Raw genomic sequence first — 14,215 nt, 5'->3', positions numbered from 1 at the left:
ATTGCTCTATGGGCCACCCCAAGCAGCCCCGGCACCCGCTGATCCTTTCCGATTCGCGTTTGCCGGGGCAAAATCTTTTGTAAGAAAAAGACAGGAACGCGCATGGCCCGTCGCCGCCAGATCTACGAAGGCAAGGCAAAGATCCTTTACGAAGGCCCCGAGCCCGGCACGATCATCCAATATTTCAAGGATGATGCGACCGCCTTCAATGCCCAGAAGAAGGGCACGATTTCGGGCAAGGGCGTGCTCAACAACCGGATTTCCGAGCATATCTTCACCCTGCTCGGCCAGATCGGCGTGCCGACCCACTTCATCCGCCGCCTCAACATGCGCGAACAGCTCGTCCGCCAGGTCGAGATCGTGCCGATCGAGGTCGTGGTGCGCAACGTCGCCGCCGGTTCGCTGTCGAAGAAGCTCGGCATCGAGGAAGGCACCCAGTTGCCGCGCACGCTGATCGAATATTGCTACAAGGATGATGCGCTGGGCGACCCGCTGATCTCCGAAGAGCATATCGCCTGCTTCGGCTGGGCCACGCAGGAAGAGATGCACGACATCGCCGACATGGCGATCCGCATCAACGACTTCATGTGCGGCCTGTTCGCCGGCATCGGCATCCGCCTGATCGACTTCAAGCTGGAATTCGGCCGCCTCTATGACGGCGATTACAGCCGCATCATCCTGGCCGACGAGATCAGCCCCGATGGCTGCCGCCTGTGGGACATGGCGACCAACGAGAAGCTGGACAAGGATCGCTTCCGTCGCGACCTCGGCGGCGAAGTCGAAGCCTATCAGGAAGTGGCCCGCCGCCTGGGCCTGCTGCCCGAAGGGCTGGACACCACCGTCCTCGACCTCGACACGCATCGCAAGAAGCGCGAGAAGGACTAAGATAGAAAGGCCGGCCACAGCGCCGGCCTTTTTGTTATGCGCCTTTGGCGCGCCTGCACCGGCCCACACCCCCACCCGACCTCCCATTCAGGATACACTCTGTGGGCGGTCGGGTGGGGGTGTGGGCCGGTGCCGCTACCGAAATGCGCTCTTTCGTGCATTTCGAGACAGCCTCTCAACCGATCAGCGCATCCGCCATCAGCTTGAGCCCCAGCAGCACCATCAGCACATAGATGAGCGTGTAGAAGCGCGCAGCGTCCACCCGCCGCACCAGCCACACCCCGGCGAAGGTCGAGACAACCGCCACCGGCACCAGCAGCGCCGTCGCCATCAGATTGGCATGGGTGAACTGGCCCAGCGCGGCATAGGCCGGCACCTTCATCCAGTTCATGACAGCGAAGGCGACAGCCGTGGTGCCGACCAGCATGTCGCGCGGCAGCTTTTTGGGCAGCACCCACATCTGGAAGGGCGGTGATCCGGCATGGGCGATCTGGCTGGTAAAGCCGCTCGCGACGCCGAACAGCGTGCCGACCCAGCCCGACGAGGTCGAGGGCAGGACGATCGCCCCGCCCCGCTCGACCCAGAGCCGCTGCAACCCGAACAAGGTGGAAATGGCGCCTAGCGCGCCCAGCACCGCGGTTTCGGAGACTTGCGCCGCAAACCAGTAGCCCAGCCCGACGCCGATCGCCATGCCGGGCAGCATCACCGCCAGGATATGCCCGTCCCAGCTGCGGCGGAAGGCCCAGACGCTGACCGCATCCTGCAGGATCAGGATCGGCAACAGGATCGCAGCACCGCGCACCGGATCGACGCCCAGCGCCATGATCGGCATGGCCAGCGCCCCGACACCGGCAAAGCCGCCCTTGGCGAGCCCCGATATGATGACGGCGATGATGGCGCAGGCGAAATAGAGAAGGTCGGGACTCATGCCCCAGCCTTATAAGCAGTTGCCGGCAAAGAGAATAAGCGGGACGACCTGGGCCGCCCCGCCCGTGACATTCAGTTCCGCTCGTGCCCCAGATTGGGCAGGAAGGCGGTGAGCAGGCCGATCGCCGGCAGGAAGGCGCAGACGCGGAACACCATTTCGATGCTGCTATGGTCGGCCAGCCAGCCCAGCCCGGCCGCGCCCAGCCCGCCCATGCCGAAGGAGAAGCCGAAGAACAGGCCGGAGATCATGCCGACCTTGCCCGGCACCAGTTCCTGCGCAAACACGACGATCGCGGGAAAGGCCGAGGCGAGGATCAGGCCAATGATGACGGTCAGCGGCCCGCTCCAGAACAGCCCGGCATAGGGCAGCGCCAGGGTGAAGGGCAGCGCCCCCAGGATCGAGAACCAGATCACATATTTACGCCCGAACCGGTCGCCCAGCGGCCCGCCCGCGACCGTGCCGACCGCCACCGCGGCCAGGAAGGCGAACAGATGGAGCTGCGCATTCTGCACCGACAGGTTGAACCGCTGGATCAGGTAGAAGGTATAATAGCTCGTCAGGCTGGCGAGATAGACATATTTGGAGAAGATCAGCGCCAGCAGGATGGCGATGCCCCGCGCCGCCTGCCCACGCGGCAGTTCGATATGCAGCGCGCCGGCGCCGCCGACCTGCAACCGGCTGAGGCCATGATGGCGATACCAGTTGGCGACATTCCACAGCACCGCGCCCGACAGCAGCGCCAGCAGCGCAAAGAAGGCCAGGCTCGACTGGCCCCAGCGCACCACGACCAGCGCCGCCGCCAGCGGCCCCAGCGCCTGCCCCGCATTGCCACCGACCTGGAACAGCGACTGGGCCAAACCATGGCGACCGCCCGCCGCCATCCGCGCCACCCGCGAGGATTCGGGATGGAAGACCGAGGAACCGACGCCCAGCAGCGCCGCGCCGACCAGCACCAGCCCATAGCTGTGCGCGATCGACAGCACGGTCAGGCCCGCCAGCGAGAAGAGCGTGCCGCCCGGCAGCGCCATCGGCGTCGGTCGCTTGTCGGCATAGAGGCCGATCATCGGCTGCAGGATCGACGCGGTGATTTGATAGACCAGGGTCACCATGCCGATCTGGCCGAAGCTCAAATGTAGCTCGCTCTTGAGGCCCGGATAGATGGCGGGAAGCAGCGACTGCATCATGTCGTTGAGCAGATGGCAGAAGCTGATCGCCACGATCACGCCGAACGCCGTGCCGCCCGCTGCCAATTGTGCGCCTGTCTTGTCTATCCTTATCTCTTTCATTGTCCGTTCCTTTCTGAGGCCGGACCGATTAGCGCTTCCCTTCCCGTCCCGCTTCCGCATATGGGTCAATCTCTTTTGCAATCGGGACAATGATGGACCAGCGGCACCCCGACGATCATGAGCATGTGCCCCGGCCCGTGGTCGGCATCGGCAATGATTATCCGCCCTCCTTCGAACTGGCCGAGCATCAGCATCGGCGCGGGCAATTGCTCTATGCGGCGTCCGGCGTGGTCGCGGTGAGCACGCCGCAGGGCGCCTGGGTCGCCCCACCCGAGCGGGCCGTCTGGATTCCGGGCGGCACGCCCCATGCGGTGCGAATGGTCGGCGCGGTGCAGACGCGCAGCGTGCTGGTCGATCAGGCCGTCTATCCCGGCCTGGCCCGGTCCTGCCGGGTGCTCGGCGTGTCGCCGCTGCTGCGCCAGTTGCTGGTGGAGGCCGCCCATGTTCCGGTCGAATATGCGGAAGCGGCGCGCGATGGCCTGGTCATGCGGTTGCTGGTGGCGGAGATCGAGCGGGCGCCGCTGATCCCGCTCGCCGTGCCCTTCCCGCGCCATGCCGCGCTTGCGGCCCGCTGCCACGCCTTTGTCGAACAGCCACAGTCCCATGTGACGATCGACCAATGGGCCGACGCGCTGGCGATGAACCGGCGTCGCTTCACCCGGCTTTTCCGCCAGGAAACGGGGATGAGCTTCGCGCAATGGCGGCAACAGGCCTGCCTGTCGGCCGCCCTGCCCCGGCTGGCGGCGGGCGAAGCGATCACGACGATCGCGCTGGACCTGGGCTATGACGGGCCGGCCAATTTCTCGACCATGTTCAAGCGGGCGCTGGGCGTCTCGCCCAGCCGCTATCGCCCCTAAAGGATCAGGCGGACTTGGCGCGATAGCCGACCAGCAAGCCGAAGCAGAAGGTCGCGAACAGCGCCAGCTGAACCCGCCCATGCGGGTCGTCATAGCCCACAATCTGCTGCCCCCAGGCAAAAAGCCCCACAAACATTGCCAGTGCCAGACCGGACATGCCCCATATCCCTGTAAAAAACTCGGCGATCAGATTATCCTCAGCTTCCTAAGAAAGTCATAATCTCTTGCCTGCGCGCCGCGCCGCGCCTAGGGGGAGCGGCAAAGTTCATCCCCCCGCATCGGCGGGCGGCATGCCAAGGAGTTTGCACCTCATGAAAGCCCGCATCTTCGTCACTCTCAAGGGCGGCGTCCTCGATCCGCAGGGCCGTGCGATCCATCACGCGCTCGAAGGCCTGGGCTTTGGCGGCGTCAACGACGTGCGCGCCGGCAAGCTCATTGAGCTGGACCTGGCCGATGGCACCAGCGACGAGGACATCGACGCCATGTGCCGCAAGCTGCTGGCCAACACGGTCATCGAAAATTACCGCATCGAAAAGGTGGCCTGAGCCATGAAGAGCGCCGTCATCGTCTTTCCGGGCAGCAATTGCGACCGCGACCTGGCGGTGGCGTTCGAGGCTGCGACCGGTTCCAAGCCCACCATGGTGTGGCATCGCGATACCGAACTGCCCGACGACATCGACCTGATCGGCGTGCCCGGCGGCTTTTCCTATGGCGACTATCTGCGCTCCGGCGCGATGGCCGCCCGCTCGCCGGTGATGCAGGCTGTCGCCCGCGCCGCTGACCGTGGCGCCTTCGTCCTGGGCATCTGCAACGGCTTCCAGGTGCTGACCGAAAGCGGCCTGCTGCCCGGCGCGCTGCTGCGCAACGCCGGCGGTCATTTCGTCTGCCGCGACGTCGCCCTGACCGTCGAGAACGCCCAGAGCGCCTTCACCAGCCGCTATGCCGCTGGCGAAGCGATCAGCTTCCCGGTCGCCCATCATGACGGCAATTATTTCGCCGACGACGCCACCCTCGATCGGCTGGAAGGCGAAGGCCGCGTCGCGCTCCGCTACGCCCAGAACATCAACGGTTCGGCCCGCAACATCGCCGGCGTCCTCAACGAAGCCGGCAATGTACTGGGCATGATGCCCCACCCCGAGCGCGTGATCGAACCGGCCCATGGCAACACCGACGGCCAGCGCCTGTTCGCCGGCCTGGTGGAAGGGCTACTCGCCCGCGCCTGATCCTCCGGATCGAGATCACAAAAAAGCCCGCCACGCATCAGCGCGGCGGGCTTTTTTTAACTTCCGGCTGCGGCGATGCCGGCATCGGTCCTGACTTGCATCATTCCCCCTTTGTTCTACACGAGATGGACAATGACCAAGGGGGATCGATGATCAGCAAATCGCACGTGCAGCTGATAGCCTTGCTGCTATTGCCGACGGCCGCTCAAGCTGCCGAACCCGGCACGATCGCGGTTCCCGAAGCGGTCCTTGCGCTAAGTGGCTGCTGGGAAGGCGAAGGCAGCGTGATGGGCAAGCCGGTCAGCGTGTCCATCCGCAGTCAGCCCATCACGCTCAACGCCATGCTCGCACTCGATGTGGAAAGCAGCGCCCTGGCCGATCCGAAGGATCGCTACGCCGCGCATCTGATCTTCGGCGGCACCGAAAAATCCCATCCGATCATCGGTTTCTGGGCCGACAGTTTCGGCGGCGCCTTCACGGCCCTTGGCGAAGGCGAAAGCCAGCCCGATGGCTTCGACATCGACTATGCCTATCCCGACGCGACCTTCGTCAACCGTTGGCGCATCAAAGGCGCGCAACTGACATGGAGCATCGTCGCGCGGGACGAGGCAAATGCCGAAAAGCCCTTCGCCAGCTACAGCCTCCACAAGGTTGCGTGCGCGCCCGCCAAGGTGCGCTAAACGATCAGGTTCTAGCCGCCCCGGTGATAGTCATAATCATAGGCCCGGCCATGCGCCTTGGTCAGCACCGCGCCGACGATCGAGCCGCCAGCCCGGCGCAGTCGGTCCACCGCCACCCGCAGGCCGCCATGATGGTTGCGGCCCCATTCGACCACCAGCAGCGTGACCTGCACCTTGGCGGCGAGCAGTTGCGCGTCGGACATGCCCAGGATCGGCGGCGCGTCGATCAGCACCGTGTCATAGCGGTCGCGCACCGCGCCCAGTAGTGCGTCGAGCGCCGGGGTGGAAAGCAATTCCGCCGGATTGGGCGGCACCGCGCCACAGGGTAGCAGCGACACGCCCGCGACACCGCTGTCGAGGATCAGATCCTCGGCCTTGCCCTGGCCCGTCAGCACCTCGCTGATGCCGCGCGTCGCGGTCACCCGGAACAGGCTGTGCTGCACCGGCCGGCGCATGTCGGCGTCGATCACCAGCACCTTCTTGTCCAGCCGCGCCAGCGCGCGGGCCAGCGCGTTGACGGTCAGCGACTTGCCTTCTTCCTCCTGCGCGCTGGTGACGAGGATGGAGCGCGGCAGGCCGGCAACCGATGCCAGTTGCAGCGACGCCGCGATCGGCGCGAAGATGTCCGGTGCGCTCGGCTGGTCGCCGGTGGTCGGCACTGCGCCCAGCAGCGGCAGGTCGACCCGCTCCGCCAGCGTATCGGCCGACGTCACCGCATCGTCGAACATGTGCCGCGCCGCGATCAGCAGCAGGCCCAGCAGCATGCCGCCGAGCAGCGCGACCAGCATGATCTGGCCGGCATGGGGGGCAAAGGGCGTGGTCGGCACCGCCGCCCGGTCGAGCGGCTGGATGCGGCCGGCCTGGAAGCCCGCTTGCGACGCCATGTCGCGATAACGCTGCAACAGGCTGTCATGCAGCAGGCGATAGGTTTCGACCGACCGGCTCATCATGCTCATCTGCATGTCGCGGCCGCGCTCGACCCGCGCATCGCCTTCCAGCGCGGCGATTTCCGAAGCTATCTGCTTCTCGCCATGCGCCGCCACCTCATATTCCTGGCGCAGCGACGCGCGGATCGTGTTCGCCATGCTCTCGGCCTGGTCGTCAAGCGCCGCCAGCCGCGCCCGCGCCTCGCGCATTTCTGGGTGGGCATCCTTGCGGAACTGCCGTTCCTCGACCAGTGCCGCGCGCGCCTGCGCCCGTTCCGCCATCAACTGCTGCATGGCGCCATTGCCCAGCACCTCGGGCAGCGTCTCGGCGCTCGCCGCCTTCGCGCTTTCCCAGCGCTTCTGCGCGGCAATACGGTCCGCGACCGCCTGCGCGCGGAAGGCGTTGAGCTGCGCCAGACGCGCCGCGGTCGATCCTTCCGGCACCGGTGCGGCGTCCGGCTTTGCATCCTTGCCGTCGCTCTTCTTGTCCTCGTCCGTAGCCGCCTCGGCCGGCACTGCGCCGGTGCGCGAGGCATAGACCGCCAGATCCCGCTCGGCCCGTTCCAGATCCTTGCGCGCGCCATCCAGCTCACCCAGCAGGAAACGACGCGCCTGCACGCCGGACTCAAAGCCGCGCTTCAGGTCCGCCCGGATCAGGCTGTCGGCATAGCTGTTCGCCACTCTGGCCGACAAAGCCGGATCGGCACTGACGAAGCTGATGCGCAGCACCCGCGACTTGCCCGGCAATTCGACCTGCAGATTGTCGCGCAACAACTTGATGACCTGCTCATGCTCGACCTGGCGCTGGGTCAGGCTGCCCTGCCCCTGTGCCGGGCGGCGCGCATCCATGCCCTGGAAGAAGACCGGGCTGCCGACCAGCGCCAGATCGCGCGCGACATCCTCGGCCAATGCCCGGCTGCGCAGCACTTCCAGCTCGGTCTGCATCATGCTTTCCGTGTCGGCCGCGCTGACCGGCTTCTGCATCGCGCCGGCGCCGGCGGCCCCCGCCGGCACATCCTCCACCTCGACCGAGGCGGTCGCGCGATAGTCGGGCGTCGACAGCAGGATATAGATGACGCCCGCCAGCACGCAGAGCGCCATGGTGACGAACAGGATGACGCGGTGCCGCCGCACCACGGTCCATGTGCCGCGCGCACTCTCGACAAACCGGGTGGTGCGATCCTCCTCCCCGGCCTGACGCTGTTCCAGTTCGATGATCCGGGACACCATCAATTGCCTCCGTCTATGGCGATGAAGCCGGTCGCGACGGCGGGAATGGCGATCAGCGCGCCGCCAAGGATAGCCTTGGCGCGCGACAGGCCGACGATCACCAGATCGCCGGGCAATATTTCAGGATCGGGCGCTTCGCCCTTGCGGATGGCACCAAGGTCGAAGGTCGCGGCCTGGCGCTGCCCCTCGACGGTGCGGACCACCACCACCTGTCCCAGGCTCGCCAGCCGGGTTGGGCCATGGGCCAGCGCCACCGCCTGGATGAGGCCGATCCGTCCCTCGATCGGGAACAGGCCGGGCTCGCGCACCTCGCCATCGACGGTGATGCGGCGGCCGACCGCCTGCTTCACGAACACCGTGACCTGCGGCGACACCAGATAGCGCTCGCCCAGCCGGCCGGCGATCACGTCCGATGCCTCGCCGGCGGTCAGCCCGCCGATCGATACATCGCCAACCAGCGGCATGCGGACCATGCCGGCCGCGCTGACCCGCGCATCCTCCAGTGACAGGTCGGGCTCATGATAGACCTGGATGCGCAGCACATCGTCGGGACTGATGACATAGTCGCGGCCCACCGCGGCGGGCGCGGGCATCAGCGCATAGGCGGCCTCGCCGCGCGGGGCATCCTCCACAGTCGAGCAGCCGGCGAGCAGCATCGCCGCTGCCGCGACGGCGCCGCCCTTCATGCCCTTGCCATAGTGCCCCAAAATCTGGCGCTTCATGCGCATCAACACCCCATTGCGAACCGGGTGCGGCCCGCAAAAGGGCCGCTCGGCTCGGGGGTTAGCGACGCGGCACCGTCATGGCAACCGCGCGGGGGGCAGGACGAACCGCCCGGCCGACGATCAGACCGCGATGCGCTGCGCGGCCGGCTCGGGCAGACGGCGCGGCTGGTCGGGCCAGATGCCGCGCGTGTCATAGACGGCCTTACCGGCGCGTTCGTCGACGGGAACGGATTTGAACATGTCATGATCGACAAGAATGATGAACACGCCGCATTGTTCCAGAGCCGTATCGAGATCGATCAGTTCGGCGCCGGTGCCGGCGAACTCCATCGGCAGATCCTGCGCATAGGGTTCCACCAGCTTGACCCGCTTGCCGTAGCGGCGGGCGAGCCGGCTGGCGACCTTGACCGCCGGGCTTTCGCGGAAATCATCGATGTTCGGCTTGAAGGCGAGGCCGAGGCAGGCGACATCCTCGCCGGCAAAGGCGTCGATCATGTCCGACGATTTGGCCACGACATAGTCGGTCTTGCCGTCGTTCACCTCGCGCGCGGTCCGGATGATGCGAGCATTTTCCGGGTCGCCATGGACGATGAACCAGGGATCGACGGCGATGCAATGGCCGCCGACGCCCGGCCCTGGCTGCAATATGTTGACGCGGGGATGACGGTTGGCGAGGCGGATCACTTCCCACACGTCGATGTCCATACGGTCGGCAATCACCGACAATTCATTGGCGAAGGCGATGTTGACGTCGCGGAAGCTGTTTTCCACCAGCTTCACCATCTCGGCCGCGCGCGCCGTGGTGGTGATGCAGGCACCGCGCACGAACTGGCGATAGAAGCCCAGCGCCTTGCGCGCGCAGCGCGGCGTGATGCCGCCGATGCAGCGATCATTGTCGATCAGCTCGACCAGGATGCGGCCGGGCAGCACCCGCTCGGGGCAATAGGCGATGGCGATGTCGCCCGCCACGCCGGGCGCGGGCATCTTGAGGTCGGGGCGCAGCTCGGCGATCAGGTCGCGCATCGCCTCGGTCGTGCCGACCGGCGAGGTGGACTCCAGGATCACCGTATCGCCGTTCTTCAGCACCGGCGCGACGGTCCGCGCCGCTTGCAGCACATAGGAGATGTCGGGCGCGCGGTCCTCGGCCACCGGGGTCGGCACCGCGATGATGAAGACGTCACTGGCCTCTACGCTGAGCGACGCGCGCAGATTGCCGCGTGCCACCACGCCCTGCACCAGGCCGTCCAGATCGACTTCTTCGATATGGACCCGCCCCGAATTGACCGTCTCGACCACATGGGCGCTGACATCGACACCGACGACCTGCGCCCCACCGCGCGCGATCAGCGCCGCAGTCGGCAGGCCGATATAGCCCAGGCCAATGACGGAAACCTTCTGCTTGCTGTCAACGGGCATGGGGGAGATAATCCTTCATTCACCAAAATTCGGAGCGACATTGCCCGGAAATGTTGAAGATTTGGGTAATGTCAGGCGGCAAGATGCGCCGCGCCGGCCTTTCCTGCAATGATATCGGCAATCCGCTCAGCCGCCTTCCCGTCGCCGAACGGGTTATGGGCACGGGCCATCGCCTGATAGGCGGCATCATCGTCGAGCAGCGCCAGCACCTCGCGCACGATCCGGTCCCGGTCCGCGCCGACCAGCTTCGCCGTGCCCGCCTGCACCCCTTCGGGCCGTTCGGTGGTCTCGCGCATCACCAGCACCGGCTTGCCGAGCGAGGGCGCCTCTTCCTGCACGCCGCCGCTGTCGGTCAGCACCAGATGACACAGGTCGAGCAGGCGGACGAAATGGGGATAATCGAGCGGTTCGATCATCGCGACATTGGGCAGGTCGCCCAGCACCGCATCCATGACCGGACGGACATTGGGATTGGGGTGGACGGGGAAGATCACCGCGACATCGGGCCGCGCGGCAATGTCCGCGATGGAACGGGCGATCGCCTCCATCCCGCCGCCGAAATTTTCGCGCCGGTGACTGGTGACGGCCACGATCCGCTTGCCGGCGAAGCGCGTGGCCAGATCGTCGAGACCGCTGGCCAGCGCCGGTTCGCCATGGACCCGATCGACCGTCGCCAGCAGCGCGTCGATCACGGTATTCCCCGTGACATGAATAGCGGCCGCGTCGCGATTTTCCCGCAGCAGTGCATCGGCGGCCGCCTGGGTCGGCGCGAAATTCATGTCGGCAATGCACGCGACGACGCGGCGATTGACCTCCTCGGGCCAGGGATGATGGATGTCGCCGCTGCGCAGGCCGGCCTCGACATGGGCGACCGGGATCTTGCGATAATAGGCCGCCAGGCTCGCGACCATCGTCGTTAGCGTGTCGCCATGCACCACCACCCGGTCGGGCTTCTCCGCGTCGAACGCCTCGCCCAGCGCGACGATCAGCTTGGCGGTCAGCCCGTCCAGCGTCTGGTTGGGCGTCATGACGTCCAGATCGATGTCGGGCACGATGCCGGCAATCTCCAGCACCTGGTCCAGCAGGCCGCGATGCTGCGCCGTCACGATCACGCGGGTGTCGATATCGGCACGCGCCTTGAGCGCATGGATCACCGGAAACAGCTTGATCGCTTCCGGCCGTGTCCCAAATACCAGCGCTACTTTCACTCTGTGCCCTTTCGTTCGGATGCGCCTTCCCTGGCAAAAAAGGGTAACCAGCCGCTAAACGGTAGCATGGTAATTACGCAAAGGCGCGAATTGTATTGCGTTATGACTATGCTAGAGCCTCAAACCAATCACTTCCCGTTTGGAGTTCCACCAACTCATGAAAATCACCATGATCGGCACCGGCTATGTCGGCCTCGTCTCCGGGGCCTGCTTTGCGGATTTCGGCCATGATGTCGTCTGCGTCGACAAGGATGCGGGCAAGATCGCCGCGATCGAGGCCGGCACGATGCCGATCTACGAACCCGGCCTCGACCAGCTGGTCGGCACCAACGCCGCCGCCGGGCGCCTGACCTTCACCACCGACCTGCCCGAGGGCGTGAAGGGCGCCGACGCGATCTTCATCGCCGTCGGCACGCCCTCGCGGCGGGGCGATGGCCATGCCGACCTCAGCTATGTCTATGCCGCCGCCAAGGAGATCGTCGAATCCCTCGATGGCCCGGCGGTCATCGTCACCAAGTCGACCGTGCCGGTCGGCACCGGCGACGAGGTCGAGCGGATCGCCCGCGAACTGCGCCCGGACCTCGACATCCAGGTCGTGTCGAACCCCGAATTCCTGCGCGAAGGCGCCGCGATCGGCGACTTCAAGCGCCCCGACCGCGTCGTCGTGGGCACCACCGGATCGGAACGCGCCATTTCGGTGATGAGCCAGGTCTATCGCCCGCTGAACCTCAACCAGGCGCCGCTGATGTTCACCGGCCGTCGCACGGCCGAACTGATCAAATATGCCGCCAACGCCTTCCTGGCGACCAAGATCACCTTCATCAACGAGATGGCGGACCTGTGCGAGGCGGTCGGCGCCGAAGTGCAGGACGTGTCGCGCGGCATCGGCCTCGACAAGCGGATCGGCAGCAAGTTCCTGCATGCCGGTCCGGGCTATGGCGGCTCCTGCTTCCCCAAGGATACGCTGGCCCTGGTCAAGACCGGGCAGGATTATGACGCGCCGATCCGCATCGTCGAAACCGTGGTGCAGGTGAACGACCTGCGCAAGCGCGCCATGGGCCGCAAGATCGTGAAGGCGCTGGGCGGTGAAGCGCGCGGCAAGACCGTCGCCCTGCTGGGCGTCACCTTCAAGCCCAACACCGACGACATGCGCGACGCGCCCAGCCTGGCGATCGTGCAGGCGCTGGAGGATGCCGGCGCGAAGGTCGTCGCCTATGATCCCGAGGGCATGGACGTCGCCGCGCCGATGATGCCCGGCGTCACCATGGCCGGTTCGGCCTATAAGGCCGCTTCCGGCGCCGACGCGCTGGTGCTGGTGACCGAATGGGACGCCTTCCGCGCGCTGGATCTCAAGCGCCTGGCCAGCTCGATGAGCGCACCGGTGCTGGTCGACCTGCGCAACATCTATCCGGTCGCGGAAGCGGAAGCCGCCGGCTTCACCGTCACCCGCGTGGGTGGAAAGGGCAGCGCCGCCTGATGTGGCCATGGGAAGAGGAGGGCGTCAGCGCCCTCCCCCGACTGCGCCACTGGCTGCTGGCCGCCATGCTGATCCTGGGCGCGATGCTGGCCGTGCCGATCCTTGCGGCTCTTACCTGACGCCGTCAGGCCTTGAGCTTCCAGCCCTTGCGCAGCAGCACATAGCAGAGCAGCGCCAGCCCGGCATTGAGCGCCAGCAGCACCACGCTGCCGACCAGCACATTGCCATCCGCCGCCGCGACGAAGCCATAGCGGAAACCGGAAATGGCGTAGAAGAAGGGGTTGGCGTGGCTGATCGCCCGGAAGAGCGGCGACAGGCGGTCGATCGAATAGAAGGTGCCCGACAGCAGCGTCATCGGCCCGATCACGAAATTGGTGATCGCGGCGGCATGATCGAATTTTTCCGCCCAGATCGACGTCATCACGCCGATGAAGGCGGTCAGGCTGGCGCCCATCAGGCCGAACCAGATCACTGCCCACAAATGCGTCGGCGTCACATGCACGCCGGGCCACAGCGCCATCGCCCCCCACAGCGCCAGACCGACCGCCACCGCGCGCGTCACCGCCGCGCCGACCAGCGCCAACAGCAATTCACCCACCGACAGCGGCGGCATCAGATAGTCGATCAGCGTCCCCTGCATCTTGCCCGCCAGCAGCGAGAAGCTGCTGTTGGCGAAGGCATTGTTCATCATGCCCATCATCATCAGGCCCGGCGCGATGAAATCGGCAAAGGGCACGCCCAGCACCTGGCGGTTCGCTCCGCCCAGCGCGATGGTGAAAATCACCAGGAACATCAGCGTGGTAACGGCCGGCGCCCAGATCGTCTGGAGCTGCACCTTCATGAAGCGCCGCACTTCCTTGCGGTAGAGCGCGCGCATGCCGGCCCAGTTGACGTTGCGGATCACCAACTCCCCCGGCTCATGGAAGGGAACGGGCGCGGGATGGGCGGCTGCAATTTTGGGCTGGTCGTTCATGATGGGATCGACTATCGGCTGGTCCGTTATGCCGCAAGGGCGTTCTGCGCGGTTGGAAGTCGCGCCTGCATGCCCCATATAGGGCGCATAGCACAGATTGTGAGGAGTTTTCATTGTCCTGGACCGACGAACGTATCGACCAGCTCAAGGCGATGTGGGAAAAGGGCCTGACCGCGAGCCAGATCGCGGACGAACTGGGCGGCGTCAGCCGTAACGCGGTGATCGGCAAGGCACATCGCCTTGGCCTGCAGTCGCGCCCGTCCCCGGTGAAGGCCAACGAGGCGCCCAAGAAGGCCGCGCCCGCCCGCAAGCCGGCAGCCCCTGCCCCGGAAGCCGAAGCGCCCCGCGCCGCAGCCCCCGTGGCCGCCCCGCCGCCGCCGCCGCGTCCGACCCCGGTCGCC

Annotated in this window: 15 protein-coding genes; 7 read left to right on the top strand and 8 right to left on the bottom strand. The window is 66.2% G+C overall.

The window, feature by feature from the left end; genetic code table 11:
• Window positions 1-102: 102 nt before the first annotated feature.
• Window positions 103-885 carry a phosphoribosylaminoimidazolesuccinocarboxamide synthase gene (purC, locus tag JQK15_RS16455; protein WP_004207352.1) on the top strand — a complete coding sequence of 261 codons (783 nt, stop codon included), beginning with the start codon at window positions 103-105 and terminating at the stop codon, window positions 883-885.
• Window positions 886-1,060: 175 nt separating this feature from the next.
• On the opposite strand, the gene JQK15_RS16450 is transcribed toward purC, so the two are convergent.
• Together JQK15_RS16450 and JQK15_RS16445 are read right to left on the bottom strand one after the other, a co-directional pair.
• A complete protein-coding gene (locus JQK15_RS16450) occupies window positions 1,061-1,813 on the bottom strand; it encodes a sulfite exporter TauE/SafE family protein (protein WP_214866496.1) in 753 nt (250 codons plus the stop codon).
• Between the two features lie 71 nt (window positions 1,814-1,884).
• On the bottom strand, window positions 1,885-3,099 hold the full coding sequence (locus tag JQK15_RS16445; RefSeq protein WP_214866495.1) for an MFS transporter: 1,215 nt from the start codon (window positions 3,097-3,099) through the stop codon (window positions 1,885-1,887).
• A 92-nt stretch (window positions 3,100-3,191) separates the two neighbouring features.
• Here JQK15_RS16445 and JQK15_RS16440 point away from each other — a divergent pair, with 92 nt between their 5' ends.
• Window positions 3,192-3,956, top strand: a complete 765-nt coding sequence (locus JQK15_RS16440) for an AraC family transcriptional regulator (protein WP_214866610.1) — start codon at window positions 3,192-3,194, stop codon at window positions 3,954-3,956.
• A gap of 4 nt (window positions 3,957-3,960) precedes the next feature.
• Here the strand turns inward: JQK15_RS16440 and JQK15_RS16435 are convergent, their stop codons facing one another.
• On the bottom strand, window positions 3,961-4,113 hold the full coding sequence (locus tag JQK15_RS16435) for a hypothetical protein (protein WP_004207357.1): 153 nt from the start codon (window positions 4,111-4,113) through the stop codon (window positions 3,961-3,963).
• A 154-nt stretch (window positions 4,114-4,267) separates the two neighbouring features.
• Between JQK15_RS16435 and purS the strand changes: the two genes are divergently transcribed.
• From purS to JQK15_RS16420, 3 genes are all read left to right on the top strand, one after another.
• Window positions 4,268-4,501, top strand: a complete 234-nt coding sequence (purS, locus tag JQK15_RS16430; RefSeq protein ID WP_004207358.1) for a phosphoribosylformylglycinamidine synthase subunit PurS — start codon at window positions 4,268-4,270, stop codon at window positions 4,499-4,501.
• 3 nt (window positions 4,502-4,504) lie between these two features.
• Entirely contained in the window at window positions 4,505-5,179 is a 675-nt protein-coding gene (gene purQ, locus JQK15_RS16425; RefSeq protein WP_004207359.1) for a phosphoribosylformylglycinamidine synthase subunit PurQ, read from the top strand.
• Between the two features lie 149 nt (window positions 5,180-5,328).
• Window positions 5,329-5,859, top strand: a complete 531-nt coding sequence (locus tag JQK15_RS16420; RefSeq protein WP_214866494.1) for a hypothetical protein — start codon at window positions 5,329-5,331, stop codon at window positions 5,857-5,859.
• An 11-nt stretch (window positions 5,860-5,870) separates the two neighbouring features.
• Here JQK15_RS16420 and JQK15_RS16415 read toward each other — a convergent pair whose 3' ends face one another.
• The 4 genes from JQK15_RS16415 to wecB all read right to left on the bottom strand — a co-directional run bounded on the left by JQK15_RS16415 (window position 5,871) and on the right by wecB (window position 11,364).
• Entirely contained in the window at window positions 5,871-8,015 is a 2,145-nt protein-coding gene (locus tag JQK15_RS16415; protein WP_214866493.1) for a GumC family protein, read from the bottom strand.
• Window positions 8,015-8,743 carry a polysaccharide biosynthesis/export family protein gene (locus tag JQK15_RS16410; protein WP_010337739.1) on the bottom strand — a complete coding sequence of 243 codons (729 nt, stop codon included), beginning with the start codon at window positions 8,741-8,743 and terminating at the stop codon, window positions 8,015-8,017. The genes JQK15_RS16415 and JQK15_RS16410 overlap by 1 nt, the downstream gene beginning before the upstream one ends.
• Before the next feature lie 117 nt (window positions 8,744-8,860).
• On the bottom strand, window positions 8,861-10,156 hold the full coding sequence (gene wecC / locus JQK15_RS16405) for a UDP-N-acetyl-D-mannosamine dehydrogenase (protein WP_017499499.1): 1,296 nt from the start codon (window positions 10,154-10,156) through the stop codon (window positions 8,861-8,863).
• Between the two features lie 71 nt (window positions 10,157-10,227).
• A complete protein-coding gene (wecB, locus tag JQK15_RS16400; protein ID WP_214866492.1) occupies window positions 10,228-11,364 on the bottom strand; it encodes a non-hydrolyzing UDP-N-acetylglucosamine 2-epimerase in 1,137 nt (378 codons plus the stop codon).
• 157 nt (window positions 11,365-11,521) lie between these two features.
• On the opposite strand from wecB, the gene JQK15_RS16395 reads away from it, so the two are divergent.
• Entirely contained in the window at window positions 11,522-12,841 is a 1,320-nt protein-coding gene (locus tag JQK15_RS16395; RefSeq protein ID WP_214866491.1) for a UDP-glucose dehydrogenase family protein, read from the top strand.
• Window positions 12,842-12,965: 124 nt separating this feature from the next.
• Here JQK15_RS16395 and JQK15_RS16390 read toward each other — a convergent pair whose 3' ends face one another.
• A complete protein-coding gene (locus JQK15_RS16390; RefSeq protein WP_004207367.1) occupies window positions 12,966-13,814 on the bottom strand; it encodes an ABC transporter permease in 849 nt (282 codons plus the stop codon).
• 113 nt (window positions 13,815-13,927) lie between these two features.
• Between JQK15_RS16390 and JQK15_RS16385 the strand changes: the two genes are divergently transcribed.
• The coding region (locus JQK15_RS16385) for a GcrA family cell cycle regulator (protein WP_214866490.1) at window positions 13,928-14,215 on the top strand (288 nt) is incomplete at its 3' end.

The organism is Sphingobium sp. BHU LFT2, assembly GCF_018604485.1.
GTDB lineage: Bacteria > Pseudomonadota > Alphaproteobacteria > Sphingomonadales > Sphingomonadaceae > Sphingobium > Sphingobium yanoikuyae_A.
The sequence above is the reverse complement of the archived record's forward strand: the minus strand, read 5'-3'. Positions and strand labels throughout refer to the sequence as shown.

Excerpts from the sequence above, each read along its gene's own strand:
- wecC (WP_017499499.1), bottom strand. The coding sequence starts at position 10,156 with ATGCCCGTTGACAGCAAGCAGAAGGTTTCCGTCATTGGCCTGGGCTAT.
- JQK15_RS16435 (WP_004207357.1), bottom strand. The coding sequence starts at position 4,113 with ATGTCCGGTCTGGCACTGGCAATGTTTGTGGGGCTTTTTGCCTGGGGG.
- JQK15_RS16395 (WP_214866491.1), top strand. The coding sequence starts at position 11,522 with ATGAAAATCACCATGATCGGCACCGGCTATGTCGGCCTCGTCTCCGGG.
- JQK15_RS16450 (WP_214866496.1), bottom strand. The coding sequence starts at position 1,813 with ATGAGTCCCGACCTTCTCTATTTCGCCTGCGCCATCATCGCCGTCATC.
- JQK15_RS16440 (WP_214866610.1), top strand. The coding sequence starts at position 3,192 with ATGGACCAGCGGCACCCCGACGATCATGAGCATGTGCCCCGGCCCGTG.
- JQK15_RS16390 (WP_004207367.1), bottom strand. The coding sequence starts at position 13,814 with ATGAACGACCAGCCCAAAATTGCAGCCGCCCATCCCGCGCCCGTTCCC.
- JQK15_RS16410 (WP_010337739.1), bottom strand. The coding sequence starts at position 8,743 with ATGCGCATGAAGCGCCAGATTTTGGGGCACTATGGCAAGGGCATGAAG.
- JQK15_RS16445 (WP_214866495.1), bottom strand. The coding sequence starts at position 3,099 with ATGAAAGAGATAAGGATAGACAAGACAGGCGCACAATTGGCAGCGGGC.
- purQ (WP_004207359.1), top strand. The coding sequence starts at position 4,505 with ATGAAGAGCGCCGTCATCGTCTTTCCGGGCAGCAATTGCGACCGCGAC.
- purC (WP_004207352.1), top strand. The coding sequence starts at position 103 with ATGGCCCGTCGCCGCCAGATCTACGAAGGCAAGGCAAAGATCCTTTAC.
- JQK15_RS16420 (WP_214866494.1), top strand. The coding sequence starts at position 5,329 with ATGATCAGCAAATCGCACGTGCAGCTGATAGCCTTGCTGCTATTGCCG.
- purS (WP_004207358.1), top strand. The coding sequence starts at position 4,268 with ATGAAAGCCCGCATCTTCGTCACTCTCAAGGGCGGCGTCCTCGATCCG.
- JQK15_RS16415 (WP_214866493.1), bottom strand. The coding sequence starts at position 8,015 with ATGGTGTCCCGGATCATCGAACTGGAACAGCGTCAGGCCGGGGAGGAG.